3 protein-coding genes are annotated in these 25,069 nt (G+C 69.2%); all 3 read right to left on the reverse strand.

Features of this window, described 5'->3' with window-relative positions:
- Positions 1-76: 76 nt before the first annotated feature.
- Genes AC6BOR_RS02110 through AC6BOR_RS02120 form a run of 3 tightly spaced genes read right to left on the reverse strand, consistent with a single transcriptional unit; the run spans position 77 to position 25,007 of the window.
- Entirely contained in the window at positions 77-3,235 is a 3,159-nt protein-coding gene (locus AC6BOR_RS02110; RefSeq protein ID WP_498059575.1) for a CHAT domain-containing protein, read from the reverse strand.
- On the reverse strand, positions 3,235-23,271 hold the full coding sequence (locus AC6BOR_RS02115) for a beta strand repeat-containing protein (RefSeq protein WP_498059576.1): 20,037 nt from the start codon (positions 23,269-23,271) through the stop codon (positions 3,235-3,237). Before AC6BOR_RS02115 ends, AC6BOR_RS02110 begins: the two co-directional genes overlap by 1 nt.
- Positions 23,271-25,007: a ShlB/FhaC/HecB family hemolysin secretion/activation protein gene (locus tag AC6BOR_RS02120; protein WP_498059577.1), complete on the reverse strand. Its 1,737-nt coding sequence runs from the start codon at positions 25,005-25,007 to the stop codon at positions 23,271-23,273. The genes AC6BOR_RS02115 and AC6BOR_RS02120 overlap by 1 nt, the downstream gene beginning before the upstream one ends.
- Between the last annotated feature and the right edge of the window lie 62 nt (positions 25,008-25,069).

The following is a 25,069-nucleotide window of genomic DNA, read 5'->3' on the forward strand; positions in this document are numbered from 1 at the left end:
ATCGCTGAACCCACGGATCATTGGTCTGGCGTGTGCCACGCCGGGGGGTTCGAATCACACCCTGTCTGCCACCACATCACTTGCCCGAACCCTGCCCTGACGGCAGCGACATCAGCGGCTTGGCGGCATCGCCCACAATCGCAAAGCCTGACCAGTAATAGGGGTGCGAGGTTTCGGGCACGTCCATCATCCGCACCTGCGATCGGCGCAGCGCCTCGCCAACGCTGATGCGGCCAACATCGCTGAACAGGCCGGTGATCAGCGTGCGCGTGGCGTCAAAGGCGTCGGGCACCGGCCAGTGGCTGGCAACCACGGCCCGGGCGCCGGCGCCGACAAAGGCGCGCACCAGGCCGTCGAGCGCGAAATTGCCGCCGGTGGTGATGCCGGCCTCGCGCGTGGCCGATGCGGTGGCGGCGCCGGCGGTGTCACAGGCGGACAGGATGATGGTATCGGCATCAAGGCTGAGGTCAAAAATCTCCCGGAACGACAGCAGCCCATCGGTGCCCGCCCCGCCAAAGCTGGTGAGCAGCGCCGGGCGTGCCGGGCATTCCGGGCGCGGCGCTGTCACCAGCCCGTGGGTGGCAAAGTGCAACACCTTGTAATTGCGCAAATCCTTGCGGCTCATCATCGCCGTGTCGGTGAAATCGCCCTGGGTCTGCACGGCCGAACCGGCCGATTTCAGCAGATCGGCGGCCAGGTTGAGTTCGGCCGGCGAAATCGGGTGCGCCCATTCCGCCAGCGGCCAATCGCACTCGTCGCGGGGCGGAAGTGGTGTCATCGGGGCCGGTGGCGGCGGCACAAGGGCGGCAACGGCCAGCACGGGCGATGATTTCTGGCCCTTGCCCTTTGGCGGGGCCGGCGGTGGCGGCGGTGGCAGCACCGGTGGCAAAGCCTGGGCCGGGATCGCATTCTCGCCCAGCCCCAGATAGGCGTTGCTGGCGCGGCTGGCGGCCAGTTTGCGCACATCGATGAAGGCGCGCGGGCTGGTGGCGGTGGACACGATCCGGTCACGCCCGAGCCAGGCCAGGCCACGCGTATCAAAGGCATCGGCATTGGGATCATCCTGCCGCGCCTGATAGGCGGAAAGGCCATCATCGGCGGTGATCAGCAGGTTGAATGGCAATTGCAGCAGCGCGCCATCGGGTTCGACGATCAGGTGGCGGCTGGCGAGAACGGCGGCATTGCCGGGCCCATCGGCCGGGCCCATCACCAGCTGATAGAGGCGGCGGGCGGCGGCGGCATCGAAGGGATAGGTGGTGGGCCGGCCATTTTCAAACACCACGATCGAATCGCGGATGGTCTTCACCAATTGTCCCATTTCACCGGCCGTTGCCGCCACCTTGTGGACGGAAGCGGTGTCACGCCCCACGACCAGCACATAGGATTGATCGCCCAGCACAATCTGCTTCAGATAGGCTTCATCACCCTTCAGCGTCTGTTGCAGGCTGGCCAGGGTGATGGCCCCGCCGGAGATGGAGCGGAAGCGCGGGTACTCGGCAAGCCGGGCCAGCACCGCCGTCTGATCCCGGCCCAGCGTGGCGACCTTGTCACGCAGCGCGGCAATCTGTTCCTGTTCCAGCGCATTGGGCGCCTCCACCTGCGCCAGCCGCTCCAGATCGGCCTGGGCACGGACCAGATCGCGCGACAGGGTAAGCGACTGGCGGAACAGGCCAGCGGCCTCATCGCTGCCGCCCGACAGTTCGCGCGCCAGCACTGCCTGGGTCTGTGCCACACCCGGTCGCACCAGGATCTGGGCCGCATCAAACAGATCAGCCGCCGCCCCGGCATCGCCACGGCTGGCCAGCAGCGCCAGCCAGGGTTCCAGCAGCGGGCCCAGCACCTGCCCTGCCCCCGGCGTGTCGGGCGCCGCCTTGACGACGGCGCGATACAGGGCTGCGGCCTGATCGGCCTGGCCCTGGCGGGCGAACAAGGCCGCCTGCCGCGCCTGCTGGGCGAGTAGCGCCGCCGATTGCGGCAGCTGCGCCGATGTGAGGGCCACGGCTTCGGCCATCGCAGCCAGCGCCGCCGGCCCTTGGCCATTGGCTTCGGCCACGCGCGACAATTCGCTGGCCACCCCGGCGCGCAGCCACAGGATGGACAGCACGCGGCCACCGCGCACCTGCGCCAGGGCCCGCTGCGCGCCGGCTAGCGCCGTTTGCGCCTTGGCCAGATCGCCACTCGCCGCGAGCGCGACGCCGCTGAGATAGAGCGCCTGGCCATCAAGGATGGTGGCGCGTTCTTCCGGTGACAGGCTGGAACTGCCGGAACCGAGGGCGCGCAGCGCGCTGTCATCCGTGTTCAAGCGCTGCGCCAGCGGCACATCGATATAGCCCTGGGCCAGGCGCTGCGTGTCGGTGGTGCCGATGTTGCCCGACACCGGCCTGGCAAGCGCTGCCAGCGCGGCTGCCGGCTGGCGCTGGTTCAATGCATGCTGGGCCAGCGCGTTGCGCACCAGCCGGCTGGCGATCGGATCGCTGCCATCCAGCACCTGCGTGGCACGGGCAAACAGGCGCTGGGCCTCGGCGAAACGGCTGAGATTGGACTGTTGCAGGCCCTGGTTGGCAAGATATTCGGCGCTGCGCGTGAAACCGGCGGCCCCGCGCCGGCTGCGCTCCACCAGCAGGTCGAAAAACTCCGCCGCCTCGGCAAAGCTGGCGGCATTGTTGCGCAGATAGGCCTCGGCCAGCGCCTGCCCCGGTTCCAGATTGCCGGCCTGGATGCGGGCAAAGGCGGCCGGATCACCGGCTTCGGTCGCGGCCACCTCCACCGTGCCCGCCACCACCGCATCGGCGATCAGGCTTTTCAGCCCCAGTTCCAGCGCCGAGCCATAGCCGGCAAGGCCATCGGCGATGAACAGCGTCTTGCCGCGTTGCAGCTGATAGCGCACCCGGCCAAGCCCTTCGACCGTGCAGCGGCTGACCATGGCGCCGGGCAGGCTGGCCAGGCTTGCAGCCGTTGGCGCCGGGCAGCCGGCCGGCAGCGCGGGTGCCGCCCCGCGCAAGGCATAGAGCGCACCCACCGGCTGGGCGGCATCGCGGCAGACGATGCGATAGGCCCGGTCAAACAGCCCCCGCGTGGCGGGATCGGCCACCTGCACCTGCGCGGTGCACAGCACGCCGGCATTGCCGATGCGGAAACTGTCGGCCAGGGCCAGGCTTTCGGCCTGTGCCGGCACGGGCATCCCCAGGCTGGTGCCGAGCAGCGCCGACAGGATCATGGGCAGATGGCGCGTCATCACTTCAGCCCTCCCGGGCGGCGCAGGCCGGTTGGCGGGCTTTCGGGCCACAGCGACGGGTTGCCGCCGCTGGTCACCGGATCGGTGCTGTCGGGATCGGCGAACAGCGGGCTGAAATCAATCAGCCGGTTGAGCAGGATAATCGGCAGTTTTTCGGCCGCCTCCTGCGCCTCCTCGCGGCGCTGTTCCTCTTCCGGCGTCAGCGCCTCGACATTGTTGACGATGCTCAGCACTGGCTGTTCGGTGCCTTCCGGCAACGTGCCGCGGCAGATGCCGCCGATGATGCAGAAATTGACCGAGCTGCTCGCCGTCAGGATGCTGGTGCCGGGGCTGAACTGCACGAGTTCGCGGGTATCACCGTTGGTGGCGAATGTGCCATCGGCCCGGCGGATGCGGCCGTGGATCACCATGTCGAGCAGGCCAGCGGTGCCGCCTTGGCCGGGGCTGTCGCCACCACGGCTGACCGTGAAGCTGCCAGCGGTGAAGCCCGCGCGTTCCAGATCGGTGCCGCCATTCTGGATCAGCAACTGGTCCCGCGCGGTCATGGCGATCGTGCCGGCGGCCAGCGTGCTGCCGGTTGCAGTGGCCGGTACCGCCTCCAGCGCTTCGTCCCTGGCATCGCCGGTCAGGGTGCCGGCAGCAAGTGCGTCCAACGTGGCACTGTCGGCCACCCAGATGCGCGGTGCCGAAAGCGCCAGCGTGCCAAGCGGATTGTCGGCACTGGCCCCCAGAAGGATGCTGCCCGCCCCGCGCACCACCTCGATCCGGCCATTGGCGGCAAGCGCCAGCCGGTTGCTGGCCCCGGCCTGGGCCATGGTGACGGCACCCGCCACACGGATATTGCCGCTGGCGCCAAAGCTGATGCCATCGCCGGTGCTGGCCGGCGCGATGGCAGGCAAGGCCAGCGTATCGAGCGTGAGATTGCCGCTGTTGATGGTCACACTGATGCGGCTGGCGCGCAGCGCTGCGAACTCGCCATTCGACAGGCTGTAGGTGCCGGCCGTGGTGACACCATTGCCGCCGACCACCATGGCCGTCGCGCCGCTGTCGGCCAGCAGGGCGACACGGGCGGCGGCGCTGCCGCCGATCGTGACATTCTGGCCAATCGCGATATTGCCCGACGTGATCGACACATCGTTGCTGGCGATATTGCCGTTCAACGTGGCATTGCCCGCCACCGACACCAGCGTGCTGGTGGGTGCCGTGATGGCCTGGGCGGTGAAGCTGCCAGTGGCCGCCGCGATGAAGCGGCCGGTGCTGGCCGGGCCGGTCAGTGTGATATCGCCCACCAGCCGCACCGGGGTGCTGGCCAGCAGCGCCGCGAACTGCGGATTGCCGGCCTGATCGAACGTGATCTGCGGTAGCATCTGGTGCGAGGCGATGTAGATGAAGCCGCTGGCCGAGGTGGTGAGCGCACCAGCCGTGATGCCGCCGGTGTCGAGCAGCACGATGCCGCCCGGCGCCGTGACATTGCCGGTGGTGACCCCCAGCGTGCCCGACAATGTGGCGCTGCCCGAGACATCGATGTTGCCGGTGCGCACCACGTCGGGCGACACGATATAGACATTGCCCGCCGCGCCGGCGAGCGGCCGCACCGTGCCGGCATCGATGCCGCCGGTGGTGATGCTGCTGCCAGCGTTCAGGAACACGGAATCTGCGGCAGACAGTCGGCCGGTGGCGATCAGGCCATCGGCGGTCAGGCGGATATCATCCTCGGCGCGCACATCGCCCAGGCGGATATTGCCGCCCTGCCCGGCCTGTTGGCCCGCGCGCCGCCGTGCCGTGAAGTTGAGCGTGCCGCCCACGGTGACAGTGCCGGCGCTGATATCGCCGTCGGTGCTCAGCGTCAGGCCGCCATCGGCGCTGATATCGCCCAGCGCCAGATCGGATGTGGCGGCGATGTCGAGGAAGCCCAGGCTGGTGGCGTTGACCACATCAACCCGGCTGCCACGGATGCGGGCACCGGTGACGACATTGATGCCATTGCGCGCCTGAAACAGCCCGGCCGTGGTCGCTTCGAACAGGCCGGTGCTGATGCTGCCGCCGATGATCACATCGCCCGGCACGGTGCCGGTGGCGGCGGCAAACACCGCGCTGTAATCGGGAACGCCGGCATTGAAGCGGATCAGGCCCGATTGGGCAAAATCGCCCAGCCGGGTGCGGCCGGTGCCAGGCGTCGCAATGGCCGCCGTGGTGATGGTGCCGCCCGACAGCAGCACCAGATCACGCCCGCTGGTCAGCGCACCGCTCGCCAGATTGCCGCTTGCCACCAGGCCGATATCGCCAACGCTGGTGACCGTGCCGACAGTGACCGTGCCGCCGGATACGAAGGCATCGCCGCGCCCACCGGTGACCGGATTGGCGGTGACGCTGATGGCGCCGGTGGTCAGCGCGCCGCCCGCGATCAGGCTCATGCGCGCGGCGCTGCTGGCACTGGCGAGGTTGAGCGCCGCATCGGTGGTGATACGCAGCTCGCCCGTGCCGGCATTGACCGCGCCCAGCGCAGCGCTGGCGGTGGTGATGGCCACGCCGGAACCGGCCGTGATGGCCTGGCCGTTGAAGGTGCCCGTGGCAGCCGCGATGAAGCGGCCGGTGCTGGCCGGGCCGGTCAGGGTGATATCGCCCACCAGCCGCACCGGGGTGCTGGCCAACAGCGCGGCAAACTGCGGATTGCCGGACTGATCAAACGTGATTTGCGGCAGCTGGTCGTGCGCGGCGATATAGATGAAACCGTTGGCGGAGGTGGTGAGGGCACCGGCCGTGATGCCGCCGGTATCGAGCAGCACGATGCCGCCCGGCGCCGTGACATTGCCGGTGGCAACCCCCAGCGTGCCCGACAGGATGGCACTGCCGGCCGCGTTGACATTGCCGGTCTGCACCAACCCCGGGGAGGCAATGGCGACATTGCCAGCCGCACCGGCAAGCGGCTGCACCGTGCCGGCATCGATGGCGCCGGTGGTGATGTTGCCGCCGGCCGCGAGCAGAACCGAATCCGCCGCCGAAAGCGCACCTGTGGTGATGCTGCCGGCTGCATCCAGCCGGATATCATCATTGGCCCGCACCGCGGTGAGGCTGATATTGCCTGGCCCCGCCTGCTGGCCGCTGCCGGCGCGCGCCGTGAGCGAGAGCGTGCCGCCAACCGTCAGCGCCCCGATGCCGATATTGCCATTGGCCGCCAGGCTGAAGCCACCAAGCGTCGTGATGGCGCCCAGCGTGAGATCGGAACCACTGGCCAGCTCCAGGAAGCCGCCGCTGCCGATGTTGACCACATCAAGCGCCCCGCCCGACAGGCGGGCACCGGTGATGACGGCAATATCGGATTGCGCCCGCAGCAGGCCGCTGGCACTGGCATCGAGCAGGCCGGTGCTGATGCTGCCGTTGATGGTGATGGCACCGGCCGGGCTGGTGTTGGCCGCTGCAAACAGGCCGGCATAACTGGGCACGCCGCTGGCAAGGCTGATCAGGCTGGCCTGGCTTGCAGCCCCCAGCCGGGTGCGGCCGGTGGCGGGCGTGACGATGGCACCAGTGCCGATGCTGGTGCCAGCCAGCAACACCAGATCGCGCCCGCTGGTCAGCGCGCCGCTGCTCAGCGCGCCCGTGGCCACCAGCCCGATATCGCCGGCGGCGCTGACATTGCCAACCGCGACGCTGCTGCCCGACACATAGGCATCTCCCCGCGCGCCCGCGATCGGGTTGGTGGTGGCGACCGTGATGGCCCCGGTGGAAACCGCACCGCCGGCGATCAGGCTCAACCGGTCAGCGCTGCTGACATTGGTGAGGGCCAGATTGCCCTGCGTGGTGATCCGCAGTTCGCCGCCCGCAACTACGCTGCCCAGCACCGCGCTGTCGGCCGAGATGCTGGCCTGGCCAAGCGCGGCGAAGGCGCCGGACAGATCGAACAGGCCAGCGGTGGCGATCTTGGCCCGGCCGGCGCTGATCGATGCCGCCGAAAGCCGGCTGGTGAACGGCTGGGCAGCCGCCGCCAGCAACGCGGCATAATCGGGCGCGCCGCTGGCAAAGCTGATCAGGCTGCGCTGGCTGGCATCGCCAACAAACAAGGTGCCGGTGGCCGTCACATCGCCCAGCAGCACCGGGCCCGTGGCGAGCAGGATGGCATCGCGGCCGGCCGCAATGCTGCCGACACTGATGCCGGCCAGGCCGACAATGCCGACATCGCCGGCGCTGGCCAGCGTGCCGGTCACCAGATTGCCGTTGGCGCGCACATAGATGTCGGTGGGCTGCAGCGGGGCGGGATTGACCAGCCCGGCATCAAGCGCGCCCAGGGTGGCGGTGCCATCGGCGGTCACCTGCAGGCGGCCGCCGCTGCTGATGCTGCCCCCCTGAACATTGCCCAGCGCCGAAATGCTGGTGGCGGTGCCGGAACGCAGCGCGGTGAAGCGCACATCCAGCGCGGCAAGGCTGAGGCTGGTGCCGGCGGTGAGGCTGGCGACGTTGATATTGCCGGTCGGACCGGCGTTGAGCTCAATCACGCCGCTGCCGTTGGTGGTGCTGGCCAGATCGATCAGGCTGCTGCTGTTGATGCGCAGGGTAGCAGCGGAAATATTGCCGCCTGCCCCGGCCGTGCTGCCAAGGCCATTGACCACCGGGCCCGCCGCGCTGACCAGCAAGGTGCCGCCAACCGCGATGGCGCCGCCATCGTTCAGGCCAAGGCTGTCACGCGACACCATGCTGGCATCGCCGGCAATCTCGATCCGCGAACCGGTGGTGGCAATCAGGCCGCCGCGTGGCGCAGTGCCGGGGGCAAAGCTGCCCGCCGCACTGCTGTTCAGGCTGCCCAGCTGCAACAGGCTGGCATCGCGGGCGACAATCGCCGTCACGCCGGGCCGGCCGGCGCCGCCGTTCGGATCAAAGCCGTCGCTCTGGCTGATCAGCGCGCCATTGATCGCCAGCTGGCCTGCCCCGGCATTGCTGGCAGCGCCTGCGATCACCGCAATATTGCCGCCAAAGCCAGCCGCCGGCGTGCCTGTCAAACCACCAAAGCCACCGCCATTGCCATTGGCGCTGGCGGTCACATCGCCGCCGATCGCAATGCCGGCGCTCAGGCTGGTGATGGCGATGGTGCCACCACTGCCATTGCCATGCGCGGCACTGCCGCCGCCCTGCTGCCGGCTCTGGCCGTCGCCGCCATTGCCATCGGCCGAAAGCTGCAACGCAGCGCTGGTGATGCGCGCATTGCTGCCAAAGGCATCGATGCTGATGTCGCCGCCCTGCCCGGCCCCGGCGGTGATGCCGTTGCCGCCCTGTGCGACCGCTTCCAGGCTGGCGCTGCCCTGCAGCACCAGGCTGGCCAGGCCATCGGCCTGCACCAGCACGGAACCGCCAGTGCCGGCCCCGCCGGTGGCACCGGCGCCGCCAATGCCGCGGGCGCGCAGGCTGATCGGGCTTTCGCTCGCGGCACGGCCATCGATGGCGATGCGGGCGTTGCCGGATTGGGCAACCACCTCCACATCGCCGCCCTGCCCATCGCCGCCGCGGCCCGTGATGGCCGCACCGCCCACGCCTGCAGCCGTGAGACCAACGCCAATGGTGCCGCCAGTGGCGACAAGGCTGAGGTTGCCGCCGGCGAAGGTCAGCAGCTGCGACCGGCCACCCTGGCCGGCACCCCCATTGCCGCTGCCAAGCGCGCTGCCGCCCTCGCCGGTGGCCGAAAGATTGCCAAGGTTGCCCGCCGCAATGCCACCGCCGGCGCTGGCTTCCAGCGTGATGCTGCCGCCCTGGCCGGCGCCGCCGTTGCCAACGCCAAAGCCATCGCCGCCAACACCGCGCGCCCGGCTGATCTCGATCGCGCCCAGCGTGATGCCCCCGGCATTTTCGGCGCGGATCTCCGCCGTGCCGCCGCGGCCAAAGCCGCCATCGCCGGCATCGCCACTGCCGCCCATACCTTCGGCGCGAAACAGGGCCAGCTTGGCGCCGCCACCGATCTGGCCGTCGGCATCGGCAATCAGGCGCACCGAACCGCCAAAGCCGGACCCACCGGCACGGCCAGCCGCGCCCCGGCCATCGGCCTGCAGCGCCAGCGGCGCCTGCAGCGCCATGATCGCACTGTCGCGCACGCGCAGCATGACCGAACCGCCAAAGCCGAGGCCGCCATTGCCCGCCAACCCGGCCCCGCCCGTCGCACTGGCAGAGGCATCGAGGCCGGTGAGGCTGAGCGCGCTGCCCACGCCATCGGCGCCGACAAAGATGGTGCCGCCATAGGCCGAGCCGCCCGCCGTGCCGCCGAGCCCGCCCTCGGCCTCCGCCAACAGGCCGAGGCTGGCCGTGGCGGTGATCTGGCCGCCATCGCTGGCCGCCACATTCAGGATCCCGGCACTGGCACTGCCGCCCTGGCCATCGGCCCTGCCACCCAGCACGCTGACCGAGGCGGTGACCACACCGCCAAGATCAAGCCGGCCGGCCGATTGCGCCAGAAGATTGACCACCCCGCCATTGGCCGAGCCGCCATTGTCGCCCAACCCGCCAAGGCCCTGCGCCGAAACCGATGCACTGCCGCCAAGCTGGAGCTGGCCGGCTTCGGCGATGATCTGGGCGGTGCCGCCGTTGCCAGCGCCGCCCTGCCTTGTTTCACCATCAAGCCGGCCGCCGCCGCTGCCGCTGGCATCGAGCACCACGGCGCCGCCGATGCCAATCACACCGGTGCCGGCATCATTGGGCCGGTTTGGCTGGCGCACGCTTTCGATAATCGCCGTGCCGCCAAAGCCGGTGCCGCCCAGGCTGCCACCCAGCCCGCCGGAGCCGCCGGCATTGGCGGTCAGGCTGGCAAGGCTGCTGCTGCCCGCCTGGCCATTGGCGGCGTTGGGCCGCGATTGCAGCTTGACCGAACCGCCCAGGCCGTCCCCGCCCCGAGCACGCAGCGCCCCCTGGCCGGCATCCAGCCCGGCGATGCCGCCTTCGGCAGTGGCGTTCAGCACGACATCGCCGCCGCTGAACGCACCGCCATCATTGCGCAGCAGCAGCGTGCCGCCCTGGGCCCCGCCGCCATTGCCGCCAACGCCGCCGCCAGCCTGGGCATTGCCGCCGGTGCCGCCGGTGGCATTGGCCGACAGCGTGATCGAGCCGGCCACGAACTGCCCGGTGCTGCCAGCCGAGCTGCTGACCAGCCCGACCAGGATGCTGCCGCCCTGGGCCGCGCCGCCCGCACCGCCGGAGGCGCCAAAGCTGCCAGAGCCACCTGTGGCGTTGGCCGCAACCTCGATATCGGCGGTTTCGATCCGCGCCGAACCGGCACTGCCGGTCAATTCCACAGTGCCGCCGGTGGCCACGCCGCCGGCCGAACCGGGGCCGCTGCTGGTGATCAACAGGGCCGAACCGCCGTCGGCACTGGCTGCGACACTGATCGTTCCCGCCAGCAAGGCCGCCGGGTTGGCATCGCTGCCGGCATTCAGCCGCAACAGCGCCGAACCTGCCTGCGCCGCGCCGCCAGTTCCGGCCGTGCCATTGCCGCCGACCGCCCCCACGTCCAGGAACAGGCTGCCGGCAACCGAAGTGCCGCCTCCGGTCTGGGCGAACTGCGCCGTGCCGGCCGTGGCATTGCCGCCACTGCTGCCATTGGCGCCGGTGGCGCGGGCGATCAGGTTCAGACCGGCACCGATATTGGCCAGGCTGCCGGTGTTGGTAAAGCGCGCGGTGCCGCCGGTCACACTGGTTCCACCGTCGGGCTGGGCAGAGGCCTCCGCCAGCAGAATCACCGACCCGAGTGTCGTCAGGCTCGCGCCGCCATCCAGGCTGATTTCCGCCAGGCTGCCGACGGTCCCCGCACCGCCAAAGCCATCCGCGTCCAACTCGATCTCACGACTGGACAGGCTGGCAGCGCTGCCGCTGACCAGCAGCCGCGATGTGCCGGCAATGCCGGCGCCCCGGGTGGCGCCATTGCCGCCGAAACCGGTCGTCGAAACATAAAGATAATTGCCAAGGCTGAGGCGCGAGGCGCCCGAAATGCTGACTGTGGCAGTCCCGCCGGTGCCGGTGCTGCCCACGCCGTTGGCACGAGCGCCGCCGAAACCGCCAGAATTGAGATAGACATCGCTTGCCACGATCTGGCCGCCAGTCATCGCCAGTTCGGTGCTGCCACCTTGTGACGGGCCGCCTTCCCCAACGATCTGGCCGGCAGCGCCAAGCTGGATATAGGATTGCGCTGTGACATCGCCGGCCGTCTGCAGCCGCACGCTGCCGCCCAGCGCCGAACCGCCAAAGCTGCCGCTGCCGCCAAAGCCGACCGCGCTGGCATCCAGGTTGATGTAACTGCCGCCATCAATGCTGGCGCCACTGGCCAGCTGCACATCAATGCCGCCGCCGCGCAATTGGTTGCCGGCGGCCGCCAGACCGCGTGCGCCGGCATTGCCATCCAGCGCGCCACCAACCGACAGGGCACCACCGGTCAGCGTGCCAATGATGTTGCCGCCACGCGATGCGCCTTCAAAACCGGAAGCGCCAAGAGACAGATCGCCATCCACCCGCAGTCGCCCGCCGCTGTTGGCAAGGTTAATCGTGCCGCCCTGCCCGGCAGCATTGAGATTGGCGTTGCCCGACGTGCCGCCGGTGGCATCCGCCCCGGCATAAAGATTGGCAGCCAGCGAAAACTGGTTGCTGTTGGCCAGCGTGATGATGCCGCCAGTGGCGCTGCCACCAGCCTGCGAAACGCTGCCGCCACCACGGGCATCGGCCATCAACCGCATCTGTGCGTTCGATGGGCTGATGATGGCCAACGTGGCCGCCGTGCCGGTGGTTTCCAGTATGGCGATGCCGCCGGTTGCGCTGCCGCCCGTGGTGGTGCTGCCATCACCGCCCGTGGCCGATGTGAGCATCACCGGCGTGTTGCCGCCGGTGTTGATGGTGGCGCTGCCCGCCACCGAAAGGCGGGCGGTGCCGCCGTTGGCGCGGCCGCCGGTGGCGCCCGAACCGGCCCCGGCCGTCGCCTCCAACCGGAACTCGCCATTGATGCTGGCCGTGGCACCACTGGCGACCACCAGGCTCGCAAGGCCGCCATTGGCATTGCCGCCGGTGCCACCGGTGCGGTTGCCGCCGCCGGCCCCTGCCGTGAGCGCCAGGCCGGCGCTGCTGAAGCTACCCCCGGTCAGGGAAACAACCAGGCTGCCGCCCACGGCATTGCCGCCTTCGAACCCGTTGCTGACATATTGCGCGCCGGCATCCACCCCAAGGCCGGTGCCGCCAATCTCCACCGTGCCGGCCGAGGTCATCAGGAAACTGCCGCCCTGCGCGGTGAGGGCATAGGCCGGCTGGCCGACCAGGCTGCGCAGATTGCCGAACAATCCGCCCACCGATTGCAGGCGGCCGGCGCTGCCCACCGCAATGGAAAGATTGCCGCCGCGCGACTGGGCCGCAGGCAGTGTCACTTCGGTGAAGACATTGGCCGCCAGATCAGCCCGGCCACCAATCAAAAGGCTGCCATTGGCCAGCAGCGACAGATCACCACCGCGCCCGACGGTGCCGCCGCCTTCGGCAGTGAGCGTCAGATTGCCGACGAGATCAAGCGTGCCGGCCAGCACCTCCACCGCCAGCGTGCCGCCCCGGCCATCGCCGCGTGTCGCCGCCGGCGTGATGCCAGCATTGCCGTTCAGCAACAGATTGCCGTCCAGATCGGCACGGCCGCCGCTGATGCCCACCCGCGCAGTGCCGGCCGTGACACTGCCGCTTTGCGCGCCGCCACCGGCGCTGCCATCCACCCGCAGCGTCGCATCACCAGCAATGCCCAGCGTGCCGCTGCTGCTGAGCAGCGCCACCCCGCCGGTGGCCGATCCACCCTGGCCTGTGCTGTTGCCCGAACCGCCCTGGCCCTGCGCGATCAGATTGACCGCACCACCAATCTGCAGGCTGGCATCGTTCACAATCTGGCTGGTGCCGCCCACGCCATTGCCGCCGCGGCTGTTGCCCGCCCCGCCGGTGCCAAAGCTGGACAGGCTGGCGCTGGTGCCGATGCGCGCGCTGCCGCCACTGACCAGCAGTTCGGCCGTCCCGCCAGTGCCGGTGCCGCCAATGCCGGCCGCGGATCCCGCCGTGGAACGGGCGCGCAAATTGATCGACGTGCCAACATCCAGCGAGCCGGCCGCGTTCCGGATGCGTGCCGTGCCGCCCTGGCCATTGCCGCCCGAACCGCTGCTGGTGTTGCCATCGGCCAGCAACTGGATATCGCGGGTGAGGATCAGCGTGCCGCCTCCACCCTGGCGATCGGCGGTCAACCGCACTTCGGCCACGCCACCCAGCGCGGAAACGCCGCCGAAGCTGTCTGCCTCCATGCTCATATAGTCGATCGAGAGCCGCGTGCCGGCGCCATTGACGGTGAGGATGGAACTGCCACCAATCCCCGCCCCCAGGATCGATCCGCTGCCGCCAAAGCCGCTGGCCTGCATGAACAGGCTTCGGCTGATGCTGGCCTGCGCCCCGCCGGCCACGGTGAAATCGATACTGCCACCCTGGCCCTGGCTTCCGGCCGTGCCGCTGCGATCGCCGCCAAAGCCCGGCACCACCAGATTGACATCGCGGGTGGTCATGCTGCCAGCCAGGATGGCCAGCGTGGCGCCGCCGCCGGTGGCGTTGCCGCCCTGCCCGCTGTAGCTGGCGGTGGCGTCCAGCAGGATTTCGTTGGTGGCGGTCAGCGTCCCGCGCGAGGTGATGTCGGTCGTGCCGCCGGTCACCGTGCCGCCGGGATTGCCGGCCCCGCCGTTGGCAAAGCCGCTGGCATCGACATAGAGCCGGTTGCCGGCCAAGAGGCTGGCGCCCGCGTCAAGGCGCAACGCCGCGCTGCCGCCCTGGATCTGGTTGGCGCCGCGCGCCGTGCCATTGGCCTCTGCCCGGATTTCGATGATGTTGCCCGCCTGCAGGCCCCCGCCACTGCCGGCAATGGCCGCGCTGCCGCCACCGGCACTTCCGTTGCTGCCGTCCGCCGTGAGCGTGAGGTTGCGGCCGACATCGGCCAGCCCGCCCGAATAGCTGAAACTGGCGGTGCCGCCGACGCCGCGGCCGATCAGATCGGCGCTGCCACCGGTGCCGCCACGACCATTGGCCAAGAGGTTCAGCGATCCGGCGATGGCCAGGATATTGCCGTTCACACCGCTGGCGGTGCCGCCCGTGCCGGTGCCGCCCAACAGGCCGCCGTTGCCGCCGATGCCGCCGGCATCCACCGTGACCTCGCCCGTGCTGGGGCCCAGCACGCGCAACTCCCCACTCGCCCCAACGCTCGACAGGCTGGCATCACCGCCAATGGCATTGCCGCCGCTGCCCGATGATCCGGTGCCGCCCGAGGCGACCGCCAGAATTTGCACCGTGCCGGTGGGGGTGATGCTGGCCACGCCAGACGCGGCAAACCGGGCCGTGCCGGCGCTGGCATTGCCGCCATTGCCGGCACCAAAGCCGCCCGACGCGCTGCCATCCAGACGCACCGCGCCCATGATCGCAACGGTGGCCGGCGCGGCCGAGATCAGGCTGGCGATCCCGCCCACGGCGTTGCCGCCATTGCCGTTGAGGTTGCTGCCGCCGGCCGCCCCGGCATTGAGCAGCAGGCCATTGCTGGCAAAGCTGCCGCCATTCACCGCAACCGAAAGATTGCCGCCCACAGCCAGGCCGCCCTCGAAATTCGGCCCGTCAAAGCCGGCCGCCCCCTGCACGGCCAGGCCGGTGCCGCCCAGCACCACCGTGCCCGACGAGGTCAGGCTGAACAGGCCGGCCTGCGCCGAAAGGCCGGTATCGGTCTGCGCCAGAATGGCATCCACATTGGCCGACAGACCCGCTGCGGCATTGAGTTCACCAAGGCTGCCGACGCTGATCATCACATTGCCGGCGCTGCTCTGCATGCCGCCGCCGGTGGCCGGATCAACCGCATTGGCCACCAGGCTGATGGCCCCGCCAACCAGCACCCGGCCGCCGGCATTCAGGGCCTGATTGCCGCTGCGTGCCACCACGCCGTCGCCGGTGGAATTGGCGGTGAGCGCACCGGCCACATCTAACGTGCCGGCCTGCACATCCACCCCGATGCGGCCGCCGCTGCCGTTGCCGCGCGCACTGCCGCCCGCCACCACGGCCCGCGTGTCGATGGTCAGCGCCCCGCCGGCATCCAGCAACCCGCCGCTGAGCAGCAGATCAACCGCCCCGCCGCTGGCATTGCCGCTGAGCGGCCCGCCGCCGCTGGTGGCACCTGCCGAAAGATTGACATTGCCCGGCAAAGTCAGCGAGCCGCTGCTGGCCACAAACACGGTGCCGCCATCTGCGCGGCCACCTTGCAGATTGCCGCTGCCGCCCTCCGCGACCGCCGTGATGTCCAGCGCGCCGGGCAGGCTGAGGCTGCCGCCGATGCTCAGAATCGCCGTGCCGCCCGTCGCCGCACCGCCATTGGCGCTGCCGCTGCCGCCATAGGCACTGGCATCTGGCCCGATCAGACTGCTGGTTGATCCGGTCACCGTCATGCTGCCGCCGGTCAGCACCGAAAGCGAGGCGCTGCCACCGGTGGCGGCGCCGCCGTCACCATCGGCGCCGCTGCCGCCAAAGGCCGCCGCGCTGATCAGGAAGTTCGGCAAACTGCCATTGTTGATGTTGGTGGTAACAGCCGATTGCAACTGCACCGATCCACCCTGGGCCTGGCCACCCGTGAGACCGCTGCCGGCAAAGGCCATTGCATCCAGCGAAACACCGCCATTGATGGTGGCCGTCGCCCCCGACAGCACAACCATCACCGCCGTGCCACCGCGAGCGCTGCCACCAATGCCGTCGAAATCGTCACCGGCGGTCGCACTGACGTTGAAGTCAACGTCGGTGGTTACAAAACTGCCGCCAGTGATATTGGCCGCGATGGTGCCCGCGATCGCGTCACCACCGGTCTGGCCGAACGGCACATATTCGGCACTGGCATCCACTGCCAGCCCGACACCGCCGAGAGTCAGCGTGCCGGCCGAGACCAGGTCAAAGCTGCCGCCGCGCAAGGTGATGCCCGGGTTCGCCACCGTGGAGCGGGCACGCACCAGCGCGACCAGGCCACCAGACGCCTCCAGCTGGCCGCCGCTGGCAACGCTGACGGAAATGCCGCCGCCCTGCGCTGTGCTGGACGCGTCTTCCATGCTGGTGGTGCCGCGGGCCAGCAGATCAAGCTCTCCGCTGATCAAGGTGGCGCCGGCGCTCGACAGACCGATGGTACCGCCTCGCCCGATGCGGCCAATGCCGATGGCGTTCATCACCACGGCATTGCCGATCTGAACGGTGCCGGCATTGGCGCTGAAATTCACGATGCCGCCCTGCCCAGTGCCGCGATTGTTGGCGGCCACCACAGTGCCGCTGGCCAGCATGTCGAGCCGGCCGGAAATCGTCGCTGTGCCGCCCGTCTGCACAAAGCTGACCGAACCGCCTGTGGCATCGCCGGTGCTGTCACCGCTGCCGCTGGTGGCACTGGCCGTGATGATGGCATCACCGGGCAGTTGCAAAACACCGGCATTGGCCAGGCTGGCAGTGCCGCCCGTGGCGCTGCCGCCGCTGTTCTGGCCGGCGCCGGCCGTTGCGCTGGCATCAACACGCAGACCGCCGGGAAGCGACAAGGCTGCCGCTCCAGCAACGGCCGCCGTGCCGCCGCGCGCATTGCCGCCATCGAGGCCGCTGCCGCCGCTGCCGCCGGCCGTGACGGCGATTTCGGGCGTTCCAGCAGAGGTGATGCTGATGCGTCCCGTGCTGCCGGTGCCGGTCAGGCCGGCCTGGCCGCCTTGGCCAATGCCGCCGGCACCGGCATTGCTGTTGCCGCCCACGCCATCGGCGCGCAGCTGGAAACCGCCGCTGCCCAGGGCAATGTTGAGGGTGCCGCCGGCCGAGATGCCGGCAATCCCGCCGGTGCCATTGCCGGCCAGGCCGCCATCGCCGGCGCCGCCGATGCCGATGGCCGAAACCTGCACCGGCCCGTTGATCGTGGCCGTGGCGGCGCTGCCCAAGGTCAGGCCTGCGCTGCCGCCGGTGCCATTGCCGCTGATGTCGCCAGACCGGACACCGCCGCGCCCCTCGGCCAGCAGGATCAGCCCGGCGCTGGTCAGGCTGCCGCTGGTGATGCCCAGCGTGGCGGTGCCGCCCGTCGCGTTGCGGCCCACCACATTGTCGAACCGGGCACTGCTGTCGACGGTGATGTCGCCGCCGATATTGAGGGTGCCGGCGCTGCTGGCCATGATGGTGCCGCCGCTGTTGGCCATGTCTGGGTTGCTGGCGTTGGTTGCGGCATCGGCATAGAGCCGCAACCAACTGCCCACCTGCAACTGGCCGCTGCTGCCCACGGTCAGATCGATGCTGCCGCCCTGTCCCGCCGCCGTTGTGCTGCCCGAAAGGCTGGCAGCCGCGGCTGATGCGGTGAGCGCGCCCGTCACCTGCAACAGGCCATTGCTGGTGATGGTAAGGCCGCCGCCGGTGGCAAGATCGCCGCTGCCCCGCCCGCGCAGTTCCAGATCCCCGGTAACGGAAAGCGTGCCGCCGTTGACGATCACATCGGCCTGGCCGCCGAGGCCATTGCCCTGCACCACCTTGTTGAGCACATTGGCATCGCTGTTCAGCGCGACATTGCCTCCAAAGCTGGTCGTGCCGGCATTGACGGTCAGATTGGTGGTGCCACCGGTGGCGCTGCCGGTGCTGTCCCCATTGCCGGTGGTGGCATTGGCCAGCAGCAGCACGCCGCCCGGCAGGGCGAAATTGCCACTGTTGATGATGCTGGCGCTGCCGCCAGTGGCACTGCCGCCCTCGCCGCTGGCATCACCGCCGATGGCCTGGACTTCCAGTTGCAACTGGCCGGTGCCGCTGGCCAGGTGGCTGAAGCTGCCGCCGCTGCTGGTTGTCAGGCTGATGCTGCCGCCAGTGGCGCCGCCGCCCTGCGACAGGCCGGTGCCGCCGGTCGCGGTTGCCCGCAGTTGGAAACCGCTGTCCGCCGTGTCGAGCGACATGGTGCCGGCATTGCTGATGCTGATGCTGCCGCCCACCGCCTTGCCGCCAATCCCGTCAAAGGCCTGGCCGCCGCTGGCATTGGCCTGCAGATTGACTTCGCCATTGACGGTGAAATTCACGCCGGCTGCCGTCGCGATTGACAGGGTGCCGCCGGTGACCAGCGCACCATCGCCGCTGCTGTGCGGGCCACCGCTGGCATTGCCGGTGAAAAACAGGCCATTGCTGACGCTGAAACTGCCGGAGCGCACATCGATGGCAAGGCTGCCGGCCGTGGCGGTGCCGCCCTGATCGGAAAAGCTGGCCGAGGAATAGAAGTCGATCGCGCCGCCCACCGAAACCGTGCCGCGGCTGATCCAGCTGAACTGGCCGCCCTGCGACAGCAGGCCGGTGTTGCTGCTTTCCATGTCGGTATCGACATAGGCGGTGAAGGTGCCGCCAACTGTGAAGCTGGACGTGTCGGCCGTGGCAATGTTGATCTGGCCGCCCTGGAACTGCGCCCCGTCACGATCGCTGTCGGAGAACACATCATTCCACAGCGTGAGATCGCCGGTGATTTCCAGCGCGCCGCCCGTGCTGGTGATGCCGGTGGTGCCGCTGCGGGCGATATGGCCATCCACCTCGTGGAACAGGTCCAGCGCGCCGTCGAACTTGATGCGGCTGCCGGGCCCATAGCTGAGGTCGATGCTGCCGCCGGTGCCGTTGCCGGAATCAATCACGCCGCTGAACACCGGATCAACCCCGCCATAGGCCAGATTGTCGATGCTGGTGGTGCCGCTGAAATCGATGGTGCCGCCGGTGGCGGTGACCGAAACCGCGCCGCCCAGCGCGTTGCCGGGGGTCAGGCTGCTGTCTCCGGCATTGGCTTGCGCACCGATGCGGATCTGGTTGATGGCCGAACCAAGGTTGAGCGACCCGCCACTGTTGCTGATGCTGACGGATCCGCCCTGCGCATTGCCGCCGGCCAGGGTGGTGCCGCCATGCCCGGCCTGTGCCATCGAGAAGAGCTGCAAGCGGCCGACGCCATCGCGGATGCTGGTGGTGCCGGCGTTGTTGATCTGGATGCGGCCGCCGGTGGCGCTGCCGCTGTTGGGCGCACCAGCGCCATCGACAATGCCGCCGACATTGAAATTGAGCACAGTGAGCGTGTTGGCCAGTGTGAGCGTGCCGCCTGCCGCGGTTGCCACATCGATAAGGCCGCCAACGGCATTGCCAATGCCGGCCCGGCCGAACCCGGCGCCGGTCTGCGCCACCGCCAGCAGCTGCAGGCCAATGCCGGTCAGATCAAGGCTGCCGCCCAACGACTGCACGGCCGTGCGCACCGTGCCGCCGGTGGCATTGCCGAAATAACCGCTGGCCGACAGGAAGCCGCCGGCAATGCTGGCCGAACCGCCATTGAGCAGCACTTCGACCAGCCCGCCGGTGCCGTTGCCGCTGGGCCCAAGATTGGCCGCATCACCCCGGCCGACGCCATCGGCGACCAGATTGGCCGCGCCGCTGGCATTGAAGCTGCCCTGGTTGGCCAGCAGCCGCACCGTGCCGCCGGTGCCATTGCCGCCAGAGGCAAGATCATTTGCCGTCACACCGCCGGTGCCTGTTGCATCCGCCGTGATGCTGCCAACGGTGAAGCTGCCAACATTGGCAACCACCGGCCCGCCGTCATGCTGGGCCAGCTTGATTTCGATGGTGCCGCCGGTGCCATTGCCGGCATTGGCCAGGCTGGCGCCGCCGGTGGCCGTCGCCACGGCGCCGAGCGAGCCGATGGTCACATTGGTGGGGCTGCCCGACACGAAATGCGGTGTCGCCAGCACGGTGATGCTGCCGCCCACCGCATTGCCGCCGGGGCCGGAATTCTGCTCGCCTTCCGCCGATCCACCCTGGACCGCAACGTTCAGTTCGGCCTTGGTGACGGCAACCGTGCCGCCACGGCCCAGCAGCACGATGCGGCCGCCACTGGCATCGCCGCCCCTGCCGCCGTCCACCCCGCCGTCAAACGTGCCGGTGTTCCCGCCAATGCTTTGCGCATTGACGATCAGATCGCCCAGAATTGCCGCTGCGGCGTTCGTGGTGGGTGAAAATGGCCCGCTCGACAGGCCGACATTGATGAAGCCGCCGGTCGCGGCACCGCCGCTGCCCAGAACGCCGGTATCGGTGCCACCCCCCTGGCCACCAAAGGCCCGGTTGTTGATGAATGTGCTGCCAAACTCCAACCGGGCGCGGCCGGCATTGGCAATGATCTGAACGCCTGTCTGGCTGCCAAACGCATTGGCACTGCCGCCGGTGCCGCCGGTGCCGGCCAGCGAAAACCCGCCCTCACCGCCGGTGGCGTCGGCATTGATGACGATCTGGTTGGCCTGCAGCCGCCCTGCCGTGCCGGTGCCGGCCGGGTCGCCGCGCACCAGCACGCGCGCTGCTCCGATGATTGCGTCACCGCCATTGCCGCCATTGCCGCTGCTCGACAGATTGGCGTTGCCGCCATTGGCACCAGCATTGATGGTGATATTGTTGCCGGGCGCCGTCAGTTCGGCGTCGATAAGCGTGAGGGTCGCTTCGGCGCCGGTGGCATTGCCACCCGTCATCCCGTCCCCACCGCGCGTGTTGGCATCGATCAACACGCCATTGGCCGTGTGCGGGCGTGAGCGCAGATCGATGCGCACAGCCCCGCCGCTGGCCGCGCCGCCGGCGCCCGTCTGGCCAAAGCCGCCTTCGGTCTGGGCGCCCAGCGTCAACTGGCCAACGATGAACAGGCCGGGATCGGTGCCAGTGCCGGCATTGTTGTAGCGCAGAAACACCGCCGGCTGCTGACCCAGATTGTCATTGCTGCCATTGGCCGCCCCGCCCACGGCGCCACTGCCGCCAAAGGCATCGGCCCGCAGATCGACATTGCCGTTCACCGAAAGGCTGCCAGCGTTCAGCAGCACCCGGCTGCTGCCACTGAGCGCTGCGCCGCCATTGCCGCCATTGGTGCCGCTGCCGGCGAACGCGCTGGCATTCAGCATCAGATCCGTGCTGAACAACAAGTTGGATGTGCCCTGCGCGTCGATGACAGCCTGACCGCCAGTCGCGCTCGCCCCATCCAGCGCGCCCCCGGTCACCGCGCCGCTGGCGCGGGCGCCAGCCTGGATGGTGGAAGTGGTGCTGACGGAAACCGCGATGCCGTTGCTGCTGCTGTTGGTGAGCAACTGGGCCGTGCCGCCGCGATAGATGATGCCGCCATCGCCAATGCTGCCGCTCGCCTGCGCACTGAGCTGGAAATTGTTCGACAGCAGCCGCGCGCCATCGCGCACATCGATGGTGGCAGTGCCGGCCTGGATCGTTCCGCCACCCGTTTGCAGGCTCACACTGCGCTGCCCGCCGCTGGCGAAGGCGTCGCTGTTGACCAGCACGGATCCGGCCATCTCCAGCGAACTGCCCAAGGTCGCCCGCGCATCGCCGCCGGTGGCGTTGCCCGTCTGCTGGCCATCGGCACCGAGAAGGCTGATGGCACCCGCATTGATAGCGATATTGCCGTTCACGGCATCGCCGCGGATGTCGATCGTGCTGCCCGGATCCACCTGCACGCTGGCCGAACCGCCCGCCGCATTGCCGCTGCGCCCGGCCGCCGAAGCACCGCCCAGACCCGTCGCCGAAACCAGGATGCTGTTGGCCTGCAGGAAGCTGTTGCCGCTGGCATAAACCTGCGCCGTGCCGCCCGTGCCGGTGCCGCCCTGCTGGCCAACGCCGCTTGCTGCATCCCCGCGCCCATCGGCCCGCGCCGTGATGCTGCCCAGCACCGCCAGCGTGCCGCCGCCGGTGGCCGTGATGTTGGCAATGCCGGCCGTGCGGTTGGCGCCATTGCTGCCGTTGAACAGGGTGGAGGCATCGGCGGTGATGCTGCCCGTCACTTCCAGCAACTGCCCCTGCGCCGCGCCGATGCTGGCCCGCGATCCGCCATAGACATCAAGGTTGCGCGCCACATCCAGCGTGCCACTCGATGCAAAGGCCTGCCCGATATCGCGGGACACGAGGGTGGTGTTGGACGTGAGCGTCACCCCATCCAGGGTCACCGTCACCTGGCCGGGCCCGGCCGCCGAGGTGCCCAGATCATAGGCCGTCAGCCCTTCGCCGGCCGCGCTCGCCTTGATATTCTTCCCCCCCGACAGCACGATGGCATTGCCGTCCACATCCACGGCATCGGCGATGCTGAACCCGATCTGTTGCGAGCCCGTGAGCAGCAGCGTGATCGCATCATTCTTCGGCACCGCCATCATGTAGATGCGGTGATAATCCCCGTTCACCGAATTGCCGGATGGCCCGGTGATGCTGCCATTCACCGTGTTGGTGCCACCGGCGGCCGAACCGATATTGGCCGTGATGTCGAACAGGCCGCCGTTCAGCGTGAAGCTGACATCTTCGGCCATCACCAGCGCTGCCGAGCCGTTGACCTGGATGGCGCCGCCCATGTCCACCCGCGGCGCCACCGCGATCACATAGCTGTTGTTGCCGGTCGCGTTCATCTGCGCGCCGTTCTGGATATAGATGAACGACTGGCTGTCTGCTGCGCCTCTCAGCTGAAAACTGTTGCCGCCCGGCATGAAATCACCGCCGCCGGCCGCCCCCACCGGATCATTGGTGGTGAGCAGCAGGCTGCCAACATTGAAGCGCGCGGTGTTGGAAACCAGCAGGCCCGACGGCGCATAGAACCAGATGCTGCCGCCGGCATCGCTGTTGACCGTGCCCAGCAGGCCGACCGCGCGCGACGGATCGGCGGTGAGAATGCGGTTGAGCACCGTGTAACTGCCGATGCTGGAACCGGCCTGGAAGGTGGCCGTGTTGCCCGTCGGCAGAAAGGCGATGGTGCCGCCACCAATGCCATTGTCATCGGGGGTCCAATTGATGGTCACCTGGCTGCTGTTGACCTGCAAGGTCTCACTGCCGGTGCCGATGAAACGGTTCACCGATCCGCGGATGACATCGGGCGTGCCCAGAAAGGCCTGCGCCCGCACCTGCTGCGGCTGCAGGGCCAGCATGGCCGCCAGCACGCTGGGCGATGCCGCCAGCGCCAGCCGGGTGCGCGCCGAATGGCCCGTGGATGCCCGCGCCGGGGCGCTTTCGTCAAACAGACGCATCAGCGGGTCCTCCACGGCAATAGGCGGGTGGTGAGGGTGAGCAGCAGGCGCACATCGCCGGCGCGCACCGGCCCGGCATCCTTCAGCGCCACGGCGCCGCCCAGATCGAGCCGCGCCCGGTCCGACAGGATGAAGCGCCCGCCACCGCCGGCGGAAACCAGGCTGACCGGGTTGGGCAGGGCCGGCCCCACCCCGCGTGACCAGGCCCAGCCGGCATCGGCAAACACATAGGGTTGCACCGCCAGCTTCCAGTCTTCCGACAGGGTGATGGCATCATGGCGCAGTTCCAGCGAGACGGCCGCGCCATCATCGCCGGTCAGCACACCGGGCTCATAGCCACGGCCCACCGTATAATTGCCCAGGGCAAAGCGTTCGAAGCCATAGACGCCGCCACTGGCCAGCTGGGCGCGCGGCTGCAGCACGGCGGTCAGCGTCTTGCCCATGCGCAGTTCCGCCTGGCCGGTGAAGCGCACCACGGTGGCCGTGGGGCTGCCGGTGATCAGGCTGGGCGGCACCACGCCGGCCCGGCCGCAGGCACGCAGGTCGCGGGTACAATCCAGTGTCGCGCCCAGCATGTCGATGCCTTGCCGAACCTCCAGATTGGCGCCCAGCCGCCAGGCGCTGGTACCACCGGGCCCGCGCCCGCGCAGATCCTGCCATTCGCCGTCCAGCCTGAGATAGGCCACCCTGACCTGATCGCGCGACAGCGGCGCCGCATTGAAGCTGACCCGCTGGTTGACCAGATCAAGCCCGCCGCGCGCCATCACGCTGGCCGCCTGCGACCGCCGCAACGGGTAACTCAACTCCAGATTGGCAAAGAACACCCGCGCTTCCACCGGCGGCACCGTCGGCCCCAGATCGGGCCGGGTCCAGGCCTGGGTCACCCGGCCGCCCAACCGCAGACCCTCGCCGCCGATGGCAAAATCATGCCCGGCCTGCAGCACATGCTGTTCACGGAAATCGGGCGTCGCGTAATAGGAAACGAAGCTGTGATCCCCCAGCCCAGTCAGACCGTTGAACTGCAGGCGCATCTGGCCTCCGAACGGCCCGGTCTGTGACGGCGCCAGATTGGTCACCACCAGATCGGCTTCCACCGCGCGGCGACGCACCGAAACCTCGCCCACCATCTCGCCGGGCGCGCCGCCTGCCGGCTTCAGCTGGAGCCGCACATCCATGCCCGGCAAATCGCGCGCCAGCAGCAGATAGCGCTCCGCCGCCACCCGGTTGAACACCTCCCCGGTCACCAGCTTGTTCAGATAGCGGGCGATCTGCGCCTCGTTGCGGCCGGCATCGCCGCGCACCCGCACCGCGGTCAGCCGGGCATAAAGCACTTCAAACCGCACCACGCCGCCTTCGATGCGCTGCGCCGGCACCTGCACGGCGGCAACATAACCACGGCGCCTGAGATCGGTCGCCACCGCATCGCGAATCTCGCACAGCACCGAAACCGGCAGCGGCTTGCCGACCAGCGGTTTCCAGTGGCGTTCCAGTTCGGCCGCCGGGACCGGCCCCAGATTGTTGAACTGCGCCTGCGACAAGGTCAGGCTGATATTGGCATAGGCCGGATCGGCCAGCGCGCACGGGCTGCGTTCGATATCGCCGTCAACGATCAGGCGGCTGGGCTGGTTCTGCTGCAGGCGCCGGCTGGGATCGATTTCCTCCCGGGTCGGTGCCCCGGTCACACCCACCTGGGCCAGCGCCGGCGCGGCAGCCGTCATGGCCGATGCCAGCAACATGCCGGTTCGCCACAAGCCAAGCCCTGCGCCATGCCCGCGCCGGTGCGTCATTGCCATTCCCC

It is taken from the genome of Sandarakinorhabdus sp. FBCC-B8862 (assembly GCF_059745315.1).